Genomic DNA, 15,842 nt, shown 5'->3' on the forward strand with positions numbered 1-15,842 from the left:
CGCTTTACCCAGCTACATCAAGGCTTGTTTGCCCATTTCATACTGCGAAAGTTGAGTTGCATAAAAAAACCGCCCGCCGAACCCCGAATGGAGCCCGGCGGACGGCTGTCCGCTTGCCGTCAACCGCTTGCCGCAAATCTGCCGTGCAATTCCCGCGCCAGCTGCTCGGCCGTCTTCCAGATGTCGCCGGCCCCCATCGTCAGGACGAGATCGCCCGGCGCCACGCGTTCGAGCAGCCAGGTGAGCGCGTCTTCCTTCGTCGGCAGGTAGATCGTATTCGGATTGCTGTTCTTCACGATCAATTCGGCGAGCCGCTTTGAGGTAACGCCCTCGATCGCTTTCTCGCCTGCGGGCGAATAGATGTCGGTGATGACAACTTCGTCGGCTTCCGCGAACGATCGGCTGAAGGCGTCGAGCAGGAAGAACGTCCGCGTATAGCGCTGCGGCTGAAAGACCGCGATAATCCGTTTGCCCGTCGCCTTGGCTGCCGCGATCGTCGCCTGGATCTCCGTCGGATGATGCGCGTAATCGTCGATCACCAGAATGCCGCCCGTCTCGCCGATCACCTGGAAGCGCCGCTTTGCGCCGCGGAACAGGCGGATCGCCTCCGCGACGCGCTCGAACGAGAGGCCCGCTTCGAGGCAGACGGCGATTGCCGCGAGGGCGTTGCCGGCGTTATGCCGGCCCGGCACCGATAGTTCCACGCGGCCAAGGCGTTCGCCGCGTCGGATCACCGTGAAGGAAACTTTCCGATCGCCGGGCGTGATATCCATCGCCCGGTAGTCCGCTTCACCTCCGGATTCGATCGAATAGCTGATGATCCGGGTACCGGAAAGCCGGGGTAGCAGTTCCCGGATATTCGGATCGTCAACGCAGACGACGGCCGCGCCCTCCGGCTTCACCTGGCGCAGAAACTGCACATACGCCTCTTTCAGCTTGCCGAAATCGCCGTCGTAATTCTCCAGATGGTCAGGTTCAATGTTCGTGACGACCGCCGTATGCGGTTGATATTGCAGAAACGATCCGTCGCTCTCGTCCGCCTCGGCCACGACGTATTCGCCGTTGCCGGCTTTGGCGTTCGTATCGAGATTGACGATCTCTCCGCCGATGATATAGGTCGGATCGAGGCCGCACGACTCCATGACAAGGGCGATCATGGACGAGGTCGTCGTCTTGCCATGCGCGCCGGCAACGGCGATGCCTTTGCCCGCGTTCAGCAGGCGCGCCAGCATCTGTGAACGATGGATGACCGGGATGTTCCGCTCCTCGGCGGCTTTCCGTTCGACGTCATCCTGCGCGATCGCCGTCGAATAGACGACCAGGTTCGCTCCGCTGACGTGCTCCGGCTTGTGCCCGATATAGATCCGGGCGCCCTGCGCCGCAAGCTTGTCGGTCCGCTCCTGCCGGACCACGTCCGAACCCGACACCTTGTATCCCTTCTCCAGCATCACCCTGGCGATGGCGCTCATTCCATATCCGCCGATGCCGATGAAATGCACATGTTCCGCCGTGCTCAAATGCCGTCTCACCAACCTTTTTCAATATCGCGATCATGAAGCAGAGAGGAACGAACGTCTGCAATCAGGTACAGCGAGCCGGATACGACGGCCAGATCCTCGGGACCCGTTCGTCCGATCAGCATGTCGAGCGCCCGGCGCCAATCCGGTTCGGCCGCGGCATCGGCTGGACAGCCGGGGATGCCGGCCGCGATCCGCGCAAGTTCGCCTGCGTCCAGCTTCTTCTTGAAATCCGGTTCGGTCACAATGAGCGAATCCGCTATTGGTAGTATATGCCGCAGCATGTCGATATGATTCTTGTTCGCCAGCGCGCCGATCATCAGATGAAGCCTGCGCCAGCGGAACGATTCCTTGAGGGCGGCCGCGAGCGCGGCCATGCCCTCCGGATTGTGCGCGCCGTCGAGCAGGATGCGCGGCTCCTCCCGGACCAGCTCCAGCCGGCCGGGCCATCGGGCCGCGCGCAAGCCTTCCTCGAGCACGCCCTCCTCGAGGATGAGCGCGTAATATTGCCGCAGCACCTCAAGCGTCATGACGGCGACGGCGGCATTCGTCCGCTGGTGCGCGCCGAGCATCGCGATCTCGAGCGGCTCGATCGCGCGGAACGGCCCCTCGAACCGGAAGCGCTGCGTTCCCTCGCCGGCCTCGAGCGGCATCTCGCGGAACTGCCGCCCCAGCAGATAAAGCGTGCTCTTCCTGGCGGCGGCCGTTTCCGCGAGAATGCGGATCGCCTCGGGCTGTGACGCCGCGCTGACGACCGGCACGCCGGCTTTGATGATGCCGGCTTTCTCCGCCGCGATCGCTTCCAGCGTATCGCCCAGCACGTCCAGATGGTCGTGGCCGATGTTCGTGATGACGCTCACGACCGGCACGACAACGTTCGTCACGTCAAGCCGCCCGCCCAGTCCGGCTTCCCAGACGACATAATCGGGATAGGCGACCTTCGCGAAATAGAGAATGGCGATCATGGTCGTCACTTCGAACATCGTCGGCGAGCCGAGCTCGGTCTCGGCCAGTTCGTCGACATGCGGCTTCACTTCGTTCGCAAGCCGCACCAGCACTTCGTCGGGAATGTCCCGGCCGTTGAATGTAATCCTGTCCGTAAAGCGGGTCAAATAGGGCGACGTGAACGTTCCCACATCATAGCCCGCCGCACGGAGCACGCTGGTCAGATAGGCGCAGACGGAACCTTTGCCGTTCGTTCCGGCCACATGGATGAACTTGAGCCGGCGCTCGGGCCGATCAAACCGCTCGAGCAGCCGGGTAATGCGCTCGAGTCCGGGACGGATGCCGAACGCGGTCAGACCGGTGATCCAGTCCCGCGCCTCTTCATATGTCCGGAACGGACCCGCCTCCTGAACCCCGGTGTCAAAAGCGCCTCCGGTCCGTTCGCTCTTATCGGGCATCTCTCCGCTTCTCCTCCTTGTGTGACCGTCAGCCGCGCAGTTCCGCGATGCGGGCGATCGTCCGGTCCCGCTTCTCGGTGTAGTCGCGCAGCTTCGCCCGTTCTTCCTCGATCACTTTCTCGGGCGCCTTCGCCATGAAGCCTTCGTTCGCGAGCTTCTTCTCGACCCGTTCGACCTCGGCGTTCAGCGTCTTCAACTCTTTCTCAAGCCGCGCAATTTCCGCGTCGATGTCGATCAGACCCGCCAGCGGCAAATACAGTTCCGCCCCGGTCACGATCGCGGTCATCGCCTTCTCCGGCGCGGGAAGCCCCGTGCCCAGCTCGAGCGATGAAGTGCCGCAGAAACGGCGGATGAACTCCTCGTTGCGCTTCGCGATGGCAAGCTCGGCTTCTCCGGCAAGGTTCACGATCAGCTCGACCTTCTTGCTCATCGGCACGTTCACTTCGGCGCGGATGTTGCGGACGGCGCGGATGATGTCCATGAGCAGATTCATCTCGCGCACCGCGTCCGGCGATTCGAACGCGGTCTCGTACACCGGCCACGGCGCGAGCGTAATCGTCTCGCCTTCATGCGGCAGGTGCTGCCAGATTTCCTCCGTGATGAACGGCATGAACGGGTGCATGAGCCGGAGCGTCCGGTCGAGCACATAGGCCAGCACCGATTGGGTCGCGCGCTTCGCCGCCTCATCCGTGCCGTACAGATTCAGCTTCGCGAATTCGATGTACCAATCGCACAGATCGTCCCAGATGAAGTTGTAGAGCACTCTTCCGGTTTCGCCGAACTCGTAGATGTCGATGAGCCGGGTGACGTCGCGGACCGTCTCGTTCAGCCGGTGCAGGATCCATTTGTCCGCCGTGCCGAGCGGGCCGGACAGGTCGATGTCCGCCGCCGTGAATCCTTCCAGATTCATCAGCGCGAACCGCGACGCGTTCCAGATCTTGTTCGCGAAGTTGCGCGCCTGTTCGACGCGTTCCCAGCGGAAGCGCAGATCCTGGCCGGGCGAGATGCCCGTCGACAGCATGTAGCGCATCGCATCCGCGCCGTAGCGCTCGATAACGTCAAGCGGGTCGACGCCGTTGCCCTTCGACTTCGACATCTTCTCGCCGTTGGCGTCGCGCACGAGGCCGTGGATGAGGACGTCCGCGAACGGACGCTCGCCCGTAAACTCCAGCGCCGTGAAAATCATCCGCGACACCCAGAAACCGATGATATCGAAACCGGTCACGAGCACCGTCGTCGGGTAGTAGCGCTTCAGGTCTTCCGTCTCGTCCGGCCAGCCGAGCGTCGAGAACGGCCAGAGCGCGGAGCTGAACCACGTGTCCAGCACGTCTTCGTCCTGGCGGAGCGATGCGCCGCACTTCGGACAGGTCGTCAAATCTTCACGGGACACATGCATTTCGCCGCAGTCGTCGCAATACCACGCCGGAATGCGGTGGCCCCACCAAAGCTGGCGGGAAATGCACCAGTCGCGCACATTCTCGATCCAGTGCATGTAGTTCTTCTCGAACCGTTCGGGCACGAACCGGACGCCGCGCTCGGAACGCTGTACGGCGATCGCCTGCTCCGCGAGCGGCTTCATCTTCACGAACCATTGCGTCGACAGGAACGGCTCGACGACGACGCCCGTCCGCTCGCTGTGCCCGACCTGGTGGACGTGTTCCTCGATCTTGATCAGAACGCCCTGCGCCTTCAGGTCCTCGACGATCCGCTTGCGGCACTCCGCCCGGTCCAGCCCCTGGTACGGACCGGCGTTCTCGTTCATCGTACCGGTCTCGTCCATGACGATGACCTGCGGCAAATCGTGGCGAAGCCCGATCTCGAAGTCATTCGGGTCATGGGCCGGCGTAATCTTGACCGCGCCGCTGCCGAATTCGCGGTCGACGTATTCGTCCGCAACGACCGGAATTTCGCGGCCGACAATCGGCAGCACGATCGTCTTGCCGATCATGTCCTTGTACCGCTCGTCTTCCGGATGGACGGCCACCGCCGTATCGCCCAGCATCGTCTCCGGACGGGTCGTCGCGACCGTAATATGACCGCTGCCGTCCTTGAGCGGATAGCGCAGATGGTACAGCGCGCCCTGCACTTCCTTGTACACGACTTCGATGTCGGACAGCGCCGTGCGGGCGGCCGGGTCCCAGTTGATGATCCGCTTGCCGCGGTAGATCAACCCTTTCTCGTACAGGCGGACGAACACTTCGCGAACGGCGCGGGACAGCCCTTCGTCCAGCGTGAACCGCTCGCGCGAATAATCGAGGGAGAAGCCCATTTTCGCCCATTGCTCGCGGATCGTGTTCGCGTAATGTTCCTTCCATTCCCAGACCTTCTCGAGAAACTTCTCGCGGCCGAGATCGTACCGGCTGATTCCTTGCTCGCGAAGCGTCGCTTCCACGCGCGTCTGCGTCGCGATGCCCGCATGGTCGGTGCCCGGCAGCCAGAGCGCGTCATAGCCTTGCATCCGCTTCGTACGAATCAGGATGTCCTGCAGCGTGCAGTCGAGCGCATGGCCGATATGCAGCATGCCCGTCACGTTCGGCGGCGGGATGACGATCGTGAACGGCTTCGCGTCCTTCCGCCGTCCCGCTTCGAAATACCGCCCCTTGATCCAGTAATCGTACCATTTCTTCTCCGCCGATTTCGGGTCATACGTCGTCGGCATCGCGATCGCGGATTTGTTTTCCGTCATGCTCAACCTCACTCCTCATGCGGCATGGATCCGGCAATCTATCGCGCAGGGGCGCAGCGGGTTCAACAAAAAAACCTCTCGCCCGACAAAGGACGAAAGGCTCTTCGCTTCCGTGGTACCACCTTTATTCCGCCGGCGGTCCAGACGCTGGCGGCACTTGCCGGCTCGTAACGGTTGCCAACCGGCCTGCCCTGGCGCGCACGGCGCTCGAACAGGCGACTCCGGGGCGACCCGCAGCCGTCCGATCCTGCAGAACCTCGCAGCCTCACGGTTCCGCTCTCTGAAGGCAAGACGCGCTGCTATTCCCCTTCTTCGTCGTTCGCTGTCGGGATTGCCGAATCCCGTAATGCTAACAGTCATTATTTCCTATCATAACGATGTTAACCGTCTTCGTCAACAAGAGGGACATGCCGCGGGCCCGTCAAACAAAAAAACCCCACGCAAGGGAATTCCCTCCGTGAGGCTGGCAGCTGACCGCCAAACCCGTTACGGGATGTACAGCACCTGGCCTTCCGTCACCTCCGTGCCGCTCAGCCGGTTGGCCAGCGCGATCTCGCGCGGATTCCGCTGATAGCGGCCGGCAATGGCATCGAGCGTATCGTCCTTCTGCACGATGCAGAGCCGCACCGTGCGGAACGATTCCTGCGCGGCGGCGCCGCCGAACAGGCTCTTCCAATCGACTTCGTCCGCCGAAGACTGCCGGTATCCCGCATTCGCCGCTTCCTGTTCCTCCTGCGGTTCCTGTTCTTCCGCAGGCCGCACGCCGACATCCGGCCGCGCTTCCCGCCGATCCGGGAAAAACAGCTTTCCGAGACCCGGAGAACCTTCCGCTCCCGCCGGCTCGCTCTCCCGCTTCGCGTTGACCGCGACTTTCACGTCGACCTTGCCGGATGCGGCTTGCGCGGCGGGCTGCTGGCCTTCGGTTTCGCTCCATTCCCCGGGCTGCGCCGCCGGCGCGACGACGGCTTCCTCCGTCTGCAGCTGCTGCGCGTCAGCCTGCCGGACATCCCGGCTGTCTGCCGCGGTCAGCTCATCCGCTTCGGCGGAACCGGACCCGATTCTGACGTCCGAAGCCTCTTCCGAACCGGCGGCGGACAAGTCCTGCTCCGCATCCTGCCCGGATCCGGATTCCGGCTCGTTCTCCCGCACGGCGCTTCCGGCAGCCGCCAGGTTCTCTTGCGCCCGCGCCGCAAATTCCTTCCATTCCACAGGCCCGGACGACTGAACCGCTTCGGGTTGAAGCTCCGGCTGCGCAGCAGGCCCCCCGTCGAATGACGCCGATTCGGAGGACGGATCCCCCGCATTGTCCGCGCTTTCCGAGGCAAACGCGTCTTCGCCGCCGGCGTTACGCCATTCCGCAAGCTCTTGCGCCGATTCGGATGTTTCATCCGATGCCGGGGCCGCATCCGCTGCCGTGAAGGACGGCTCGGCTTCGTCAACGGACTGCGCGGATTCGCCGGCGGATTCCGGAGCCTCATCTTCGACCAGCTCCCGCCCGCGGCGGTGAACCACCGTATACGGCTCTTCTCCCCATGCGTACGTCTGCTGCCGGCTGCCCAACGCTTCGGCCTCGATGCCCCGCAGCGTCAGGACGCCCGTAACGTTGAGCGTGCGCTTATCCAGCAAATCAACGTCAAAATTGTCCACTTCAACGGCCAAGTCTTCGAGTCTGCTCACCCGTTCCAGCGGCAAGGTGATTTCCACCGGAATCCAATGCTCCAGCTGCCGCGAATTTCGGCTTTCGTCGTCCGGAAGATAGACGCCGCCGAGAAGCAGGCTGCCGCGCAGCACCACCTGATCTCCCTGGCGTTCGGCCTGGACACAGGGCGTCAGTTCGACTTCCTCGATCTCGCGGATGTCCGCCGCATCCTGCGGCAGGTGAACGCGCTCGTAGACGTCGAACCGGAGCCCGCTCGGTTCGTGCACGTCGCTTCCTCCTTCCTTCCGCAACCATGGATATGAACGGATTCGTTCCTTCGTTCAATCTATCTATATGGCCGCATGAAGGAGGGCATGCCTGCATTTTCCCTTACAGGCCGGCACGGCGCATCGCCGCTTCGAACCAGCGGGGGCGGGGCGCTTGAACGGCGATCTGCCGCCCGGTCCACGGATGCGGAAAGCAGAGCGATTCGCCGTGCAGCGCCTGATGGGAGAGACGGGGATCGGGCGGGGCGCCGTACAGCGTATCCCCCAGCAGCGGATGGCCGATATGGCTGAAGTGGACGCGGATCTGGTGTGTCCTTCCCGTCTCGAGCCGCACCCGGACCAGCGCCAAATCTCCCGCTTCCTTCACCGTCTCGTAGTGCGTCACGGCGCGGTCACCGCCGGGCTGAACCCGCCTGCGCGGGCTGCGGCCGCGATCCTTGCCGATCGGCGCATCGATCGTGCCGGCGCGCGGCCGGGGCGCGCCGTGCACAATCGCGAGGTATCGCCGCTCGATCCGCTTCTCCCGCATCGCTTCGTCCAGGCGCAGCTGGGCCAGATCGTTCTTCGCATAGAGCACCGGTCCGGACGTATCCGCATCCAGCCGGTGGATATGGCGGACCGGCAGCGGATCGCCCGCCTGCAGCACATGCCGGACGGCCGCTTCGTCCAGCGTCCCGCCCATGCCCGGATATGCGGGATGGACAGGCATGCCGGCCGGCTTGAACAGGACGAGGCACCAGTCGTCCTCATGCAGCACTTCGGCCCGCGCCGGCTCTCCCCGGCCGGCGAGCAGCGGGTGATCGGTCCAGTCATGGGGAGGAAATGCTTTCAGCGACAGCACGCCGTTCTCCAGCCGGATGCCGCCGACGGAGAAAAGGCGGTTCAGCCACTTCTCCGGCAGGATGCCGTCCGCGATCAGCCGGCGGCGCACATCGTGCGGATGCGTTCCGTCCGCCAGCCCCTCGGGACGCGGATCGGGCAGCGGGATGCGCAGCCATTCACCGTCGCGCCGGGCCTGCGCCAGGTCGATCAAGGCGATCCCTCCCGCTTCCGCACAGCCCGCACGGAGCCGGCGGCAAGATTACAAGCGGCGCAGCGCTTCGTCATGGGCTTCGATCGTCGCATCGATGTCCGCCTCCGTATGGACGGCGGAGATGAACATCCCTTCGAACTGGGACGGCGCGATGCTGATGCCGAGGTTCAGCATCGATGCGAAATACGCCTTGAACCGGTCGAGATCGGACGTCTTCGCCGTCTCGTAATTGATGACCGTCTTGTCGGTGAAGAACGGGCAGAGCATCGATCCGACCCGGTTGATCGTCGTCGGGATGCCGCGGCGCTCCGCATTCTCCTCGAAACCGCGCTGCAGCCGCGCGGACAGCGCCTCCAGACGCTGGTAGGTCTCGGGCGTCAGCAGCTTGAGCGTCGTGTAGCCGGCCGCCATCGCCAGCGGATTGCCCGACAGCGTGCCCGCCTGATAGATCGGCCCGCTCGGCGCGATCATTTCCATGATCTCCCGCTTGCCGCCGTACGCGCCGACGGGCAGCCCCCCGCCGATGACCTTGCCGAAGCAGGTCAGATCCGGTTCGACGCCGTACAGCCCCTGGGCGCAATTGTAATGGACGCGGAAACCGGTCATCACTTCATCGAAGATCAGCAGGCTGCCGTATGCCCGCGTCACCTCGCGCAATCCTTCGAGGAAGCCCGGCAACGGCGGCACGACGCCCATGTTGCCGGCGACCGGCTCGACGATGACGCAGGCGATTTCCTCGCCGAACCGTTCGAACGCGAGTTTGACGGCGGACAGGTCGTTGTAGGGCACCGTGATCGTATGCGACGCGACGCTGTCCGGCACGCCCGGGCTGTCCGGCAGGCCGAGCGTCGCCACGCCGGAACCGGCCTTGATAAGCAGGCTGTCCGCGTGGCCGTGGTAGGAACCTTCAAATTTCACGATCTTGCTCCGCTTCGTGTAGCCGCGGGCCAGCCGCAGCGCGCTCATCGTCGCCTCGGTGCCGGAGTTGACCATCCGCACGACATCGACGGACGGCACCCGCTCGACGACCAGTTCCGCCATCATCGTCTCCAGTTCCGTCGGCATGCCGAAACTGGTTCCTTTTTCCGCCGTCTTTTTGATCGCTTCGACGACCTCCGGATGGGCATGCCCGAGAATGAGCGGTCCCCACGAAGCGACATAATCGATGTACGTGTTGCCGTCGATGTCCGTGATGCGGCTGCCGGAGCCGTGCGCTGCGAACACCGGCGTCAGACCGACCGACCGGAAGGCGCGCACCGGGCTGTTGACGCCGCCCGGAATCGACCGCTTCGCCCGCTCGAAGGCGGCCTTGGAATGCTCATCTCTGCGGACTCGCGATTTTTCGACCAATTTCGTCACTCCTGTCATTTCAAGAGTCGGCATGGTATGCTAAACTAGAATTACCGATTCGCGGCAATTTTTCGGGAGCGCCGCAATGGAAAGCCGAGGTTGTGCCATGATTGAGTTGTTGAGAAAAGTATCGCTTTTTGATCAAATGACCGACGAGCAGCTGGAGCACATTCTGTCCATCGCCCAGCGCCGGACGTTTCCCGCGGGCACCGTGCTGTTTCATGAGAACGATTACGGCGCCGCGTTCTACGTCATTTTGAAAGGCTCCATCAAAATCTTCAAACGGTCCGCCAAAGGCGAGGAGAAAGTGCTTACCCTTCTCCAGAGCGGCGACAGCTTCGGCGAGCTGTCCCTGATCGACGGCCGCCCGCGCTCGGCTTCGGCCGCGACGCTGGAGCCCACGTCGGTTCTGGTCATCGCGGAGCAGCCGTTCCACGAGCTGCTGCGCACCCATTACGATATTACCAGGCGCATCATGGCCGAACTGTGCCAGCGGCTTCGGGATACGAATCAGCATGTGCACGACCTGACGTTCCTCGATTCGCGAACCCGCGTCATCAAGAATCTGATCCTTCTTGCGAACCGGCACGGCCAGCGCAGCGGCAACCTCATCGCGATCCGCATGCCGCTCAACTACGACGAGCTGGCGCAGATGGCCGGCGTGCAGAAAAATGTACTCGCCGAAGTCATCCGTGACATCGAGGACCGCGGCATTCTGCGCCTCTCGCCGAACGAATATACGCTCGATCTGTCGAAGCTGCGGAGCTGACCGCCCGCAGCTTCTTTTTTATTCAAGCCTTGAGCCAGTTCGCCGCGTCGATCGCGTGATAGGTAATGATCAGGTCCGCGCCGGCGCGCTTCAGGCCGGTCAGCGTCTCCAGCACGACGGAACGCTCGTCGATCCAGCCGTTCATCGCCGCCGCCTTCACCATCGCGTACTCGCCGCTCGTGTTGTAAGCCGCCAGCGGCAGATCGAAGTTGTCCTTGATCGTCCGGATCACGTCCATGTAGGCGAGCGCCGGCTTCACCATCAGCATGTCAGCGCCTTCCAGCACATCCGACTCCGCCTCGCGCAGCGCTTCGCGGACATTGGCCGGATCCATCTGGTACGTCTTCCGGTCGCCGAACTGCGGCGCCGATTGGGCGGCGTCGCGGAACGGGCCGTAATAGGCCGACGCGTATTTCACCGAATAGGACAGAATCGGCACCGATTCGTGCCCGGCGGCATCCAGCGCCCTGCGGATCGCGGAGACGAACCCGTCCATCATGTTCGACGGCGCGATGATGTCGGCGCCGGCATCCGCCTGCGACACAGCCGTCTTCGCCAGCAGCTCGAGCGATTCGTCGTTGGCGACGTCCGCACCGCCCGAAGGGGTCCTGCGCACGATGCCGCAATGGCCGTGGTCGGTATATTCGCACAGGCAGGTGTCGGCGGCGACGACGAGATCGGGGGCGAGCCGCTTCACTTCCCGGATCGCTTCCTGCACGATGCCGTTCGGATCGTAGGCCGACGAGCCGATCTCGTCCTTGTGCTCGGGGATGCCGAACAGCATGATCGACTTCACGCCGGCTTCTCTGACCCGTTCGATCTCTTCGCCGAGCCGGTCGATCGAGAAGTTGAACACGCCCGGCATCGATTTCACTTCTTCGCGCACGTTCCGGCCATGCGTGACGAATATCGGATACATGAAGTCAGCGGTGGTCAGCACCGTCTCCCGGACCAGCTCGCGCAGCGCGGCGGTGCGGCGGAGACGGCGGTGCCGGATCAGCGGATAGCTCATCGGATCATTCCTCCAGCTTTATGAGTGTTCCGGGCGGTCTTCAGCTTTTGAATGCAGACTGTCCGTCATCAGACCGGCCTGCGTTCCGCCCAATAGGCCGCAATCGCGGCGACCAGCGCGTCGATCGTCGATTCCGGCGGCTCGATCGCGACGGCGAGTCCCGCTTCCCGCGCAGCCGCCGACGTGAGCGGGCCGATCGACGCGACGGCCGTGCGGCCGAGCAACTCGGCCGGATCATCGACGCCGGCGTTTCGCAGCCGCCCGATCAGATTGCGCACCGTCGACGCGCTGGTGAACGTGACGATCTGGATGCCGCCTTCGCGCAGCAGATCGAGGATGTCCTCCCCGCCGCCGGCCGGCACCGTCTCGTACACGTCGATCTCGACCGGCTCGACGCCCAGCGCGCGCAGCGCTTCCGGCAGCGACTTGCGGGCCAGATCGCCGCGCGGCAGAAGCGCCCGCTGCCCCGGCCGCACGGCCTCGCGCATGCTGTCCAGCAAGCCTTCGGCGTGGAACGTTTCGGGCAGCGCGGCCGGCGCCAGGCCGATCTCGCGCAGCGCTTCGGCCGTCTTCGGGCCGACGGCGGCGATGCGGGCCCGGTGGAACCGGCGGATGTCCTGCCCGAGCCGGCGGAGCCATTCCAGGAAATAACGCACGCCGTTCACGCTCGTGAAAATCAGATGGTCGTAGGTCTCCGCCGCTGCCAGCGCTTCCCCGATCGCCGCTTCGGCCGCCTCGCCTTCGGGCATGCGCGTCTCGATGGCCGGATACTCGATCGGTTCGCCGCCGAGTTCCTCGATCCGCTGCGACAGCGTGCCCGCCTGCGCCTGCGCCCGCGTGACGAGGACGCGTGCGCCGAACAGCGGCCGCTTCTCGTACCACATCAGCTTGTCGCGCTGCCGGACGACGTCGCCGACGACGATGACGGCCGGCGGCTCGAATCCGGCCGCCTTCACCTTATCCTCGATGTCGGCCAGCGTGCCGACGAGCGTCCGCTGGTCGGCCGTCGTGCCCCAGCGGATGAGGGCGATCGGCGTGCCCGGCGGACGTCCGTGCCGGATGAGCTGCCGCGCGATGTGGCCGATCCGCGCGACGCCCATCAGGAAGACGAGCGTGCCTGTTGCGTTCGTCACCCGGTCCCACCGGATCAGCTCGTCCAGCTTCTCCGGATTTTCGTGCCCGGTGATGATCGACACCGAAGATGCGAGATCCCGATGGGTGACCGGGATGCCTGCGTAGGCCGGCACCGCGACCGCGGACGTGACCCCCGGGACGATCTCGAACTCGATGCCTTCCCGGCGGAGCGCTTCCGCTTCTTCGCCGCCGCGGCCGAACACGGTCGGATCGCCGCCTTTCAGCCGGGTGACGATTTTGCCCTGAAGCGCCTGCTCCACCAGGATCCGGTTGATCTCCTCCTGCTTCATCGTATGGCGGTCCGGCAGTTTGCCTACGTAGATCCGTTCCGCCCCCGGCTTCAGATGCATGAGCAGCCGCGGACTGGCCAGCCGGTCGTAGACGATCACGTCGCACATGCGGATGCATTCGAGCCCGCGCAGCGTGATCAGCTTCGGATCGCCGGGTCCGGCTCCGACCAGGTACACTTTCCCCTTGCTCAAGCCCCCGGTCACCTCACATCCGCGAGAATGCGGTCGGCGCCGAGCTCAACAAGCTTGCGCGCCAGTTCCGTGCCGAGGCGCCGGGCGTCCGTCCCCGTCATCGACTCTTTCAGCAGCACGCCGCCGTCCGGCGTGCCGACCATCCCGGTCAGCCGGATCTCCTCGCCCGCGATCTCGGCGTAGGCGCCGATCGGCACCTGGCAGCCGCCGTTCAGTTCGGCGAGGAAGCTTCGCTCCGCCTCCACCGCCCGGGCGGATACCTCATCGTTGTAGCGGCTCAGGAGAGCGAGCATTTCTTCATCATCGGCGCGGCATTCCACGCCGAGCGCGCCCTGGCCGACGGCCGGCAGGCATTCCTCGACCGGTATCGGAGCGGTCGCCCGATCTTCCCAGCCCATCCGCTTCAAGCCGGCCATCGCCAGAATAATGGCGTCCAGCCCTTCCGTCTCGAGCTTCCGGATCCGCGTGTCGATGTTGCCGCGCACCGGCTCGAGGTTGAGGTCCGGGCGAAGCCGCTTCAATTGGCACACCCGCCGCAGGCTGCTCGTGCCGACCCGCGCGCCGTGCGGCAGCTCCGCGATGGAGCGCGCCCCGCGGGCGATCAGCACATCGCGCGGATCGACGCGGCGCGGCACGGCGCCGATAACCAGGCCGTCTTCCAGCGTATGCGGCACGTCCTTCATGCTGTGGACGGCGATATCGATGCCGCCGTCGAGCAGTTCCTGCTCGATCTCCTTCACGAACAGTCCTTTGCCGCCGACTTTCGACAGCGTCACGTCCAGAATCCGGTCACCCTTCGTTACGATGCGGCGCGTCTCGAATCGAAAGGGCAGCCCGAGCTCCTGCGCCAGCCGCTCAAGATCCGCGATGACCTGTCCCGTCTGTGTAAGCGCCAGGGCACTTTGTCTCGTGCCCACGACGATTGTTCGAACTCCCGCCACCAAAGTCACTCCCCGTCTGTTCCGTCCATTCCGTCTTCCGCCGCCGGAGAAACCGGCCGCTCCATAAGCTCCCGGATGCGCGCGGCCAAATTCCCATCCGCAAGATCGCGGCGCCACTCCGCTTCCGGCACATCCAGCGCGGCGCGCAGCACGCGCCTCCGCTCGCGCGCGTCAGGCACCGCGGCGCGGGTCGCATCGCGAAGCCGGTGCAGCCATTCGGCATAATCGGCCCAGGATTCGCCGTACCGCTCCGCCAGATCGCGCGCGATCGCGCCCGCCAGCGCCGGGCTGGCGCCCGACGCGGTGACGGCAAGCACGAGCCGTCCCCTGCGGACGACGGCCGGCGCCGCGAACGACCCGGCCTCCCGGTCGTCCGCCGCGTTCACGAGAATGCCGCGGCGCATCGCTTCTTCGGCAACCCTGTGATTCACTTCACGATCCGCGGCCGCGAAGCAGAGCCGGACGCCGTCGAGATCCTCGTCCCGGTATTCCCGTCGGACCCAGGTGATATACCCCTCGCTTGCCAGCCGCTCCAACCCTTCCGTCGCGGCGGGCGCGACGACCCGCACGGCGGCGCCCGCATCGAGCAGGCCGCGCGTCCGGCGTTCCGCCACGGGGCCGCCGCCGACGACCAGGCATTGTTCGCCTTCCAGGCGCAGCATGATCGGATAATACCGCGTCACATCGGCTCACCGCCCTATGACCAGGAGTGGAAGCGCGACGCCGCGCCGATGAGCGAGTTGGCCAGTAGCACACCGAAAGCGTACAGATTCCACCGTGCCGTCAGCAGACCGGGATCCATCCGGCGCTTCCGCTTGGCTATGTAGATGATGTAGACGATCACCGCCACCAGCGCCGCGATCACTTTCCAGTCGGCGAGCCATTCCGCCCGATGCGCGGCAAGCAGCGTCGCCGCGGCCACCGCGAGCGACAGTATGAGCAGCGGGGTGCCGGCGAGCACGGCGCCGTACGCGTACCGGTCGATCGTCTCCAGGCTGGGCATCCGCCGGACGACGGCGTTCCAGCTCCGGCTCTTGAGCTGCCGGTGCAGCAGCAGATACATGAGCGAGAGGACGGCGCCGGCGGTGAACAGCGCGTACGCGGCAAGCGCGAGACTGATGTGCACGATCAGCAAATACTGCGCGGCATCCCACAGCCGGAGCGGCGCGGCGGACGGGCCTTCTGCCGCCACCGTCGCCAGCACCGAGAAACCGACGACATTGACGGCGAAGACGAACGGCTCGATCCGGACAAGCCGGCTTGCGGCCAGCGAGATCGTGACGAGCAGCCAGACGAAGAAGAACAGCGTCTCGAACCGCGTCAGCCCGGCAGGATTGTCCAGTTGCAGCAGGCGGTAAATCAGATAGCCGGTCTGAAGCACCCATACGAACACAAGGAGCCCTGTGCCCATCCGTTTCATTTTCCGGTTCGATGATACGAAATCGGAGAAATAAAACAGAAGGCTCAGGGCATACAATACCAACAGGCCGTGAACCGACAGGCCGTACATGGGGCATGCCACCTCCGGGCCGCATCCTCACGGAGTGGCGGCAGCGAGGCGGCCCGCCGCTTTCCGGACAGGACCCGCC

The 15,842-nt window shown here is 64.6% G+C and carries 12 protein-coding genes; 1 reads left to right on the forward strand and 11 read right to left on the reverse strand.

Features of this window, described 5'->3' with window-relative positions:
* Nucleotides 1-119 precede the first annotated feature (119 nt).
* The 6 genes from murC to hemL all read right to left on the reverse strand — a co-directional run bounded on the left by murC (nt 120) and on the right by hemL (nt 9,933).
* Nucleotides 120-1,517, reverse strand: a complete 1,398-nt coding sequence (murC, locus tag KJQ12_RS12745; RefSeq protein ID WP_213484978.1) for a UDP-N-acetylmuramate--L-alanine ligase — start codon at nt 1,515-1,517, stop codon at nt 120-122.
* An 8-nt stretch (nt 1,518-1,525) separates the two neighbouring features.
* The gene (locus KJQ12_RS12750; protein WP_213484979.1) at nt 1,526-2,920 is read right to left on the reverse strand and encodes a bifunctional folylpolyglutamate synthase/dihydrofolate synthase; all 1,395 of its coding nucleotides are present in this window, start codon (nt 2,918-2,920) and stop codon (nt 1,526-1,528) included.
* Nucleotides 2,921-2,948: 28 nt separating this feature from the next.
* A complete protein-coding gene (locus KJQ12_RS12755) occupies nt 2,949-5,606 on the reverse strand; it encodes a valine--tRNA ligase (protein WP_213484980.1) in 2,658 nt (885 codons plus the stop codon).
* A gap of 486 nt (nt 5,607-6,092) precedes the next feature.
* Nucleotides 6,093-7,532: a LysM peptidoglycan-binding domain-containing protein gene (locus tag KJQ12_RS12760; RefSeq protein WP_213484981.1), complete on the reverse strand. Its 1,440-nt coding sequence runs from the start codon at nt 7,530-7,532 to the stop codon at nt 6,093-6,095.
* Nucleotides 7,533-7,635: 103 nt separating this feature from the next.
* The gene (locus KJQ12_RS12765; protein ID WP_213484982.1) at nt 7,636-8,565 is read right to left on the reverse strand and encodes an RluA family pseudouridine synthase; all 930 of its coding nucleotides are present in this window, start codon (nt 8,563-8,565) and stop codon (nt 7,636-7,638) included.
* Between the two features lie 48 nt (nt 8,566-8,613).
* Nucleotides 8,614-9,933: a glutamate-1-semialdehyde 2,1-aminomutase gene (gene hemL / locus KJQ12_RS12770; protein ID WP_213484983.1), complete on the reverse strand. Its 1,320-nt coding sequence runs from the start codon at nt 9,931-9,933 to the stop codon at nt 8,614-8,616.
* Between the two features lie 88 nt (nt 9,934-10,021).
* Here hemL and KJQ12_RS12775 point away from each other — a divergent pair, with 88 nt between their 5' ends.
* Nucleotides 10,022-10,684 (forward strand): Crp/Fnr family transcriptional regulator, encoded by a 663-nt coding sequence (locus KJQ12_RS12775; RefSeq protein WP_213484984.1) that lies wholly within the window; start codon nt 10,022-10,024, stop codon nt 10,682-10,684.
* A gap of 22 nt (nt 10,685-10,706) precedes the next feature.
* On the opposite strand, the gene hemB is transcribed toward KJQ12_RS12775, so the two are convergent.
* The 5 genes from hemB to ccsA all read right to left on the reverse strand — a co-directional run bounded on the left by hemB (nt 10,707) and on the right by ccsA (nt 15,763).
* Nucleotides 10,707-11,696 (reverse strand): porphobilinogen synthase, encoded by a 990-nt coding sequence (gene hemB, locus KJQ12_RS12780; protein ID WP_213484985.1) that lies wholly within the window; start codon nt 11,694-11,696, stop codon nt 10,707-10,709.
* A 68-nt stretch (nt 11,697-11,764) separates the two neighbouring features.
* Nucleotides 11,765-13,312: a uroporphyrinogen-III C-methyltransferase gene (cobA, locus tag KJQ12_RS12785; protein WP_213484986.1), complete on the reverse strand. Its 1,548-nt coding sequence runs from the start codon at nt 13,310-13,312 to the stop codon at nt 11,765-11,767.
* A gap of 8 nt (nt 13,313-13,320) precedes the next feature.
* Nucleotides 13,321-14,253, reverse strand: coding sequence for a hydroxymethylbilane synthase (gene hemC / locus KJQ12_RS12790; protein ID WP_213484987.1), 933 nt, complete (start codon nt 14,251-14,253; stop codon nt 13,321-13,323).
* A 5-nt stretch (nt 14,254-14,258) separates the two neighbouring features.
* The gene (locus KJQ12_RS12795; RefSeq protein WP_213484988.1) at nt 14,259-14,936 is read right to left on the reverse strand and encodes a precorrin-2 dehydrogenase/sirohydrochlorin ferrochelatase family protein; all 678 of its coding nucleotides are present in this window, start codon (nt 14,934-14,936) and stop codon (nt 14,259-14,261) included.
* A gap of 14 nt (nt 14,937-14,950) precedes the next feature.
* On the reverse strand, nt 14,951-15,763 hold the full coding sequence (gene ccsA, locus KJQ12_RS12800) for a cytochrome c biogenesis protein CcsA (RefSeq protein WP_213484989.1): 813 nt from the start codon (nt 15,761-15,763) through the stop codon (nt 14,951-14,953).
* Between the last annotated feature and the right edge of the window lie 79 nt (nt 15,764-15,842).

The sequence above is a fragment of the Thermobacillus xylanilyticus genome (assembly GCF_907165215.1).
Classification (GTDB): domain Bacteria; phylum Bacillota; class Bacilli; order Paenibacillales; family Paenibacillaceae; genus Thermobacillus; species Thermobacillus xylanilyticus.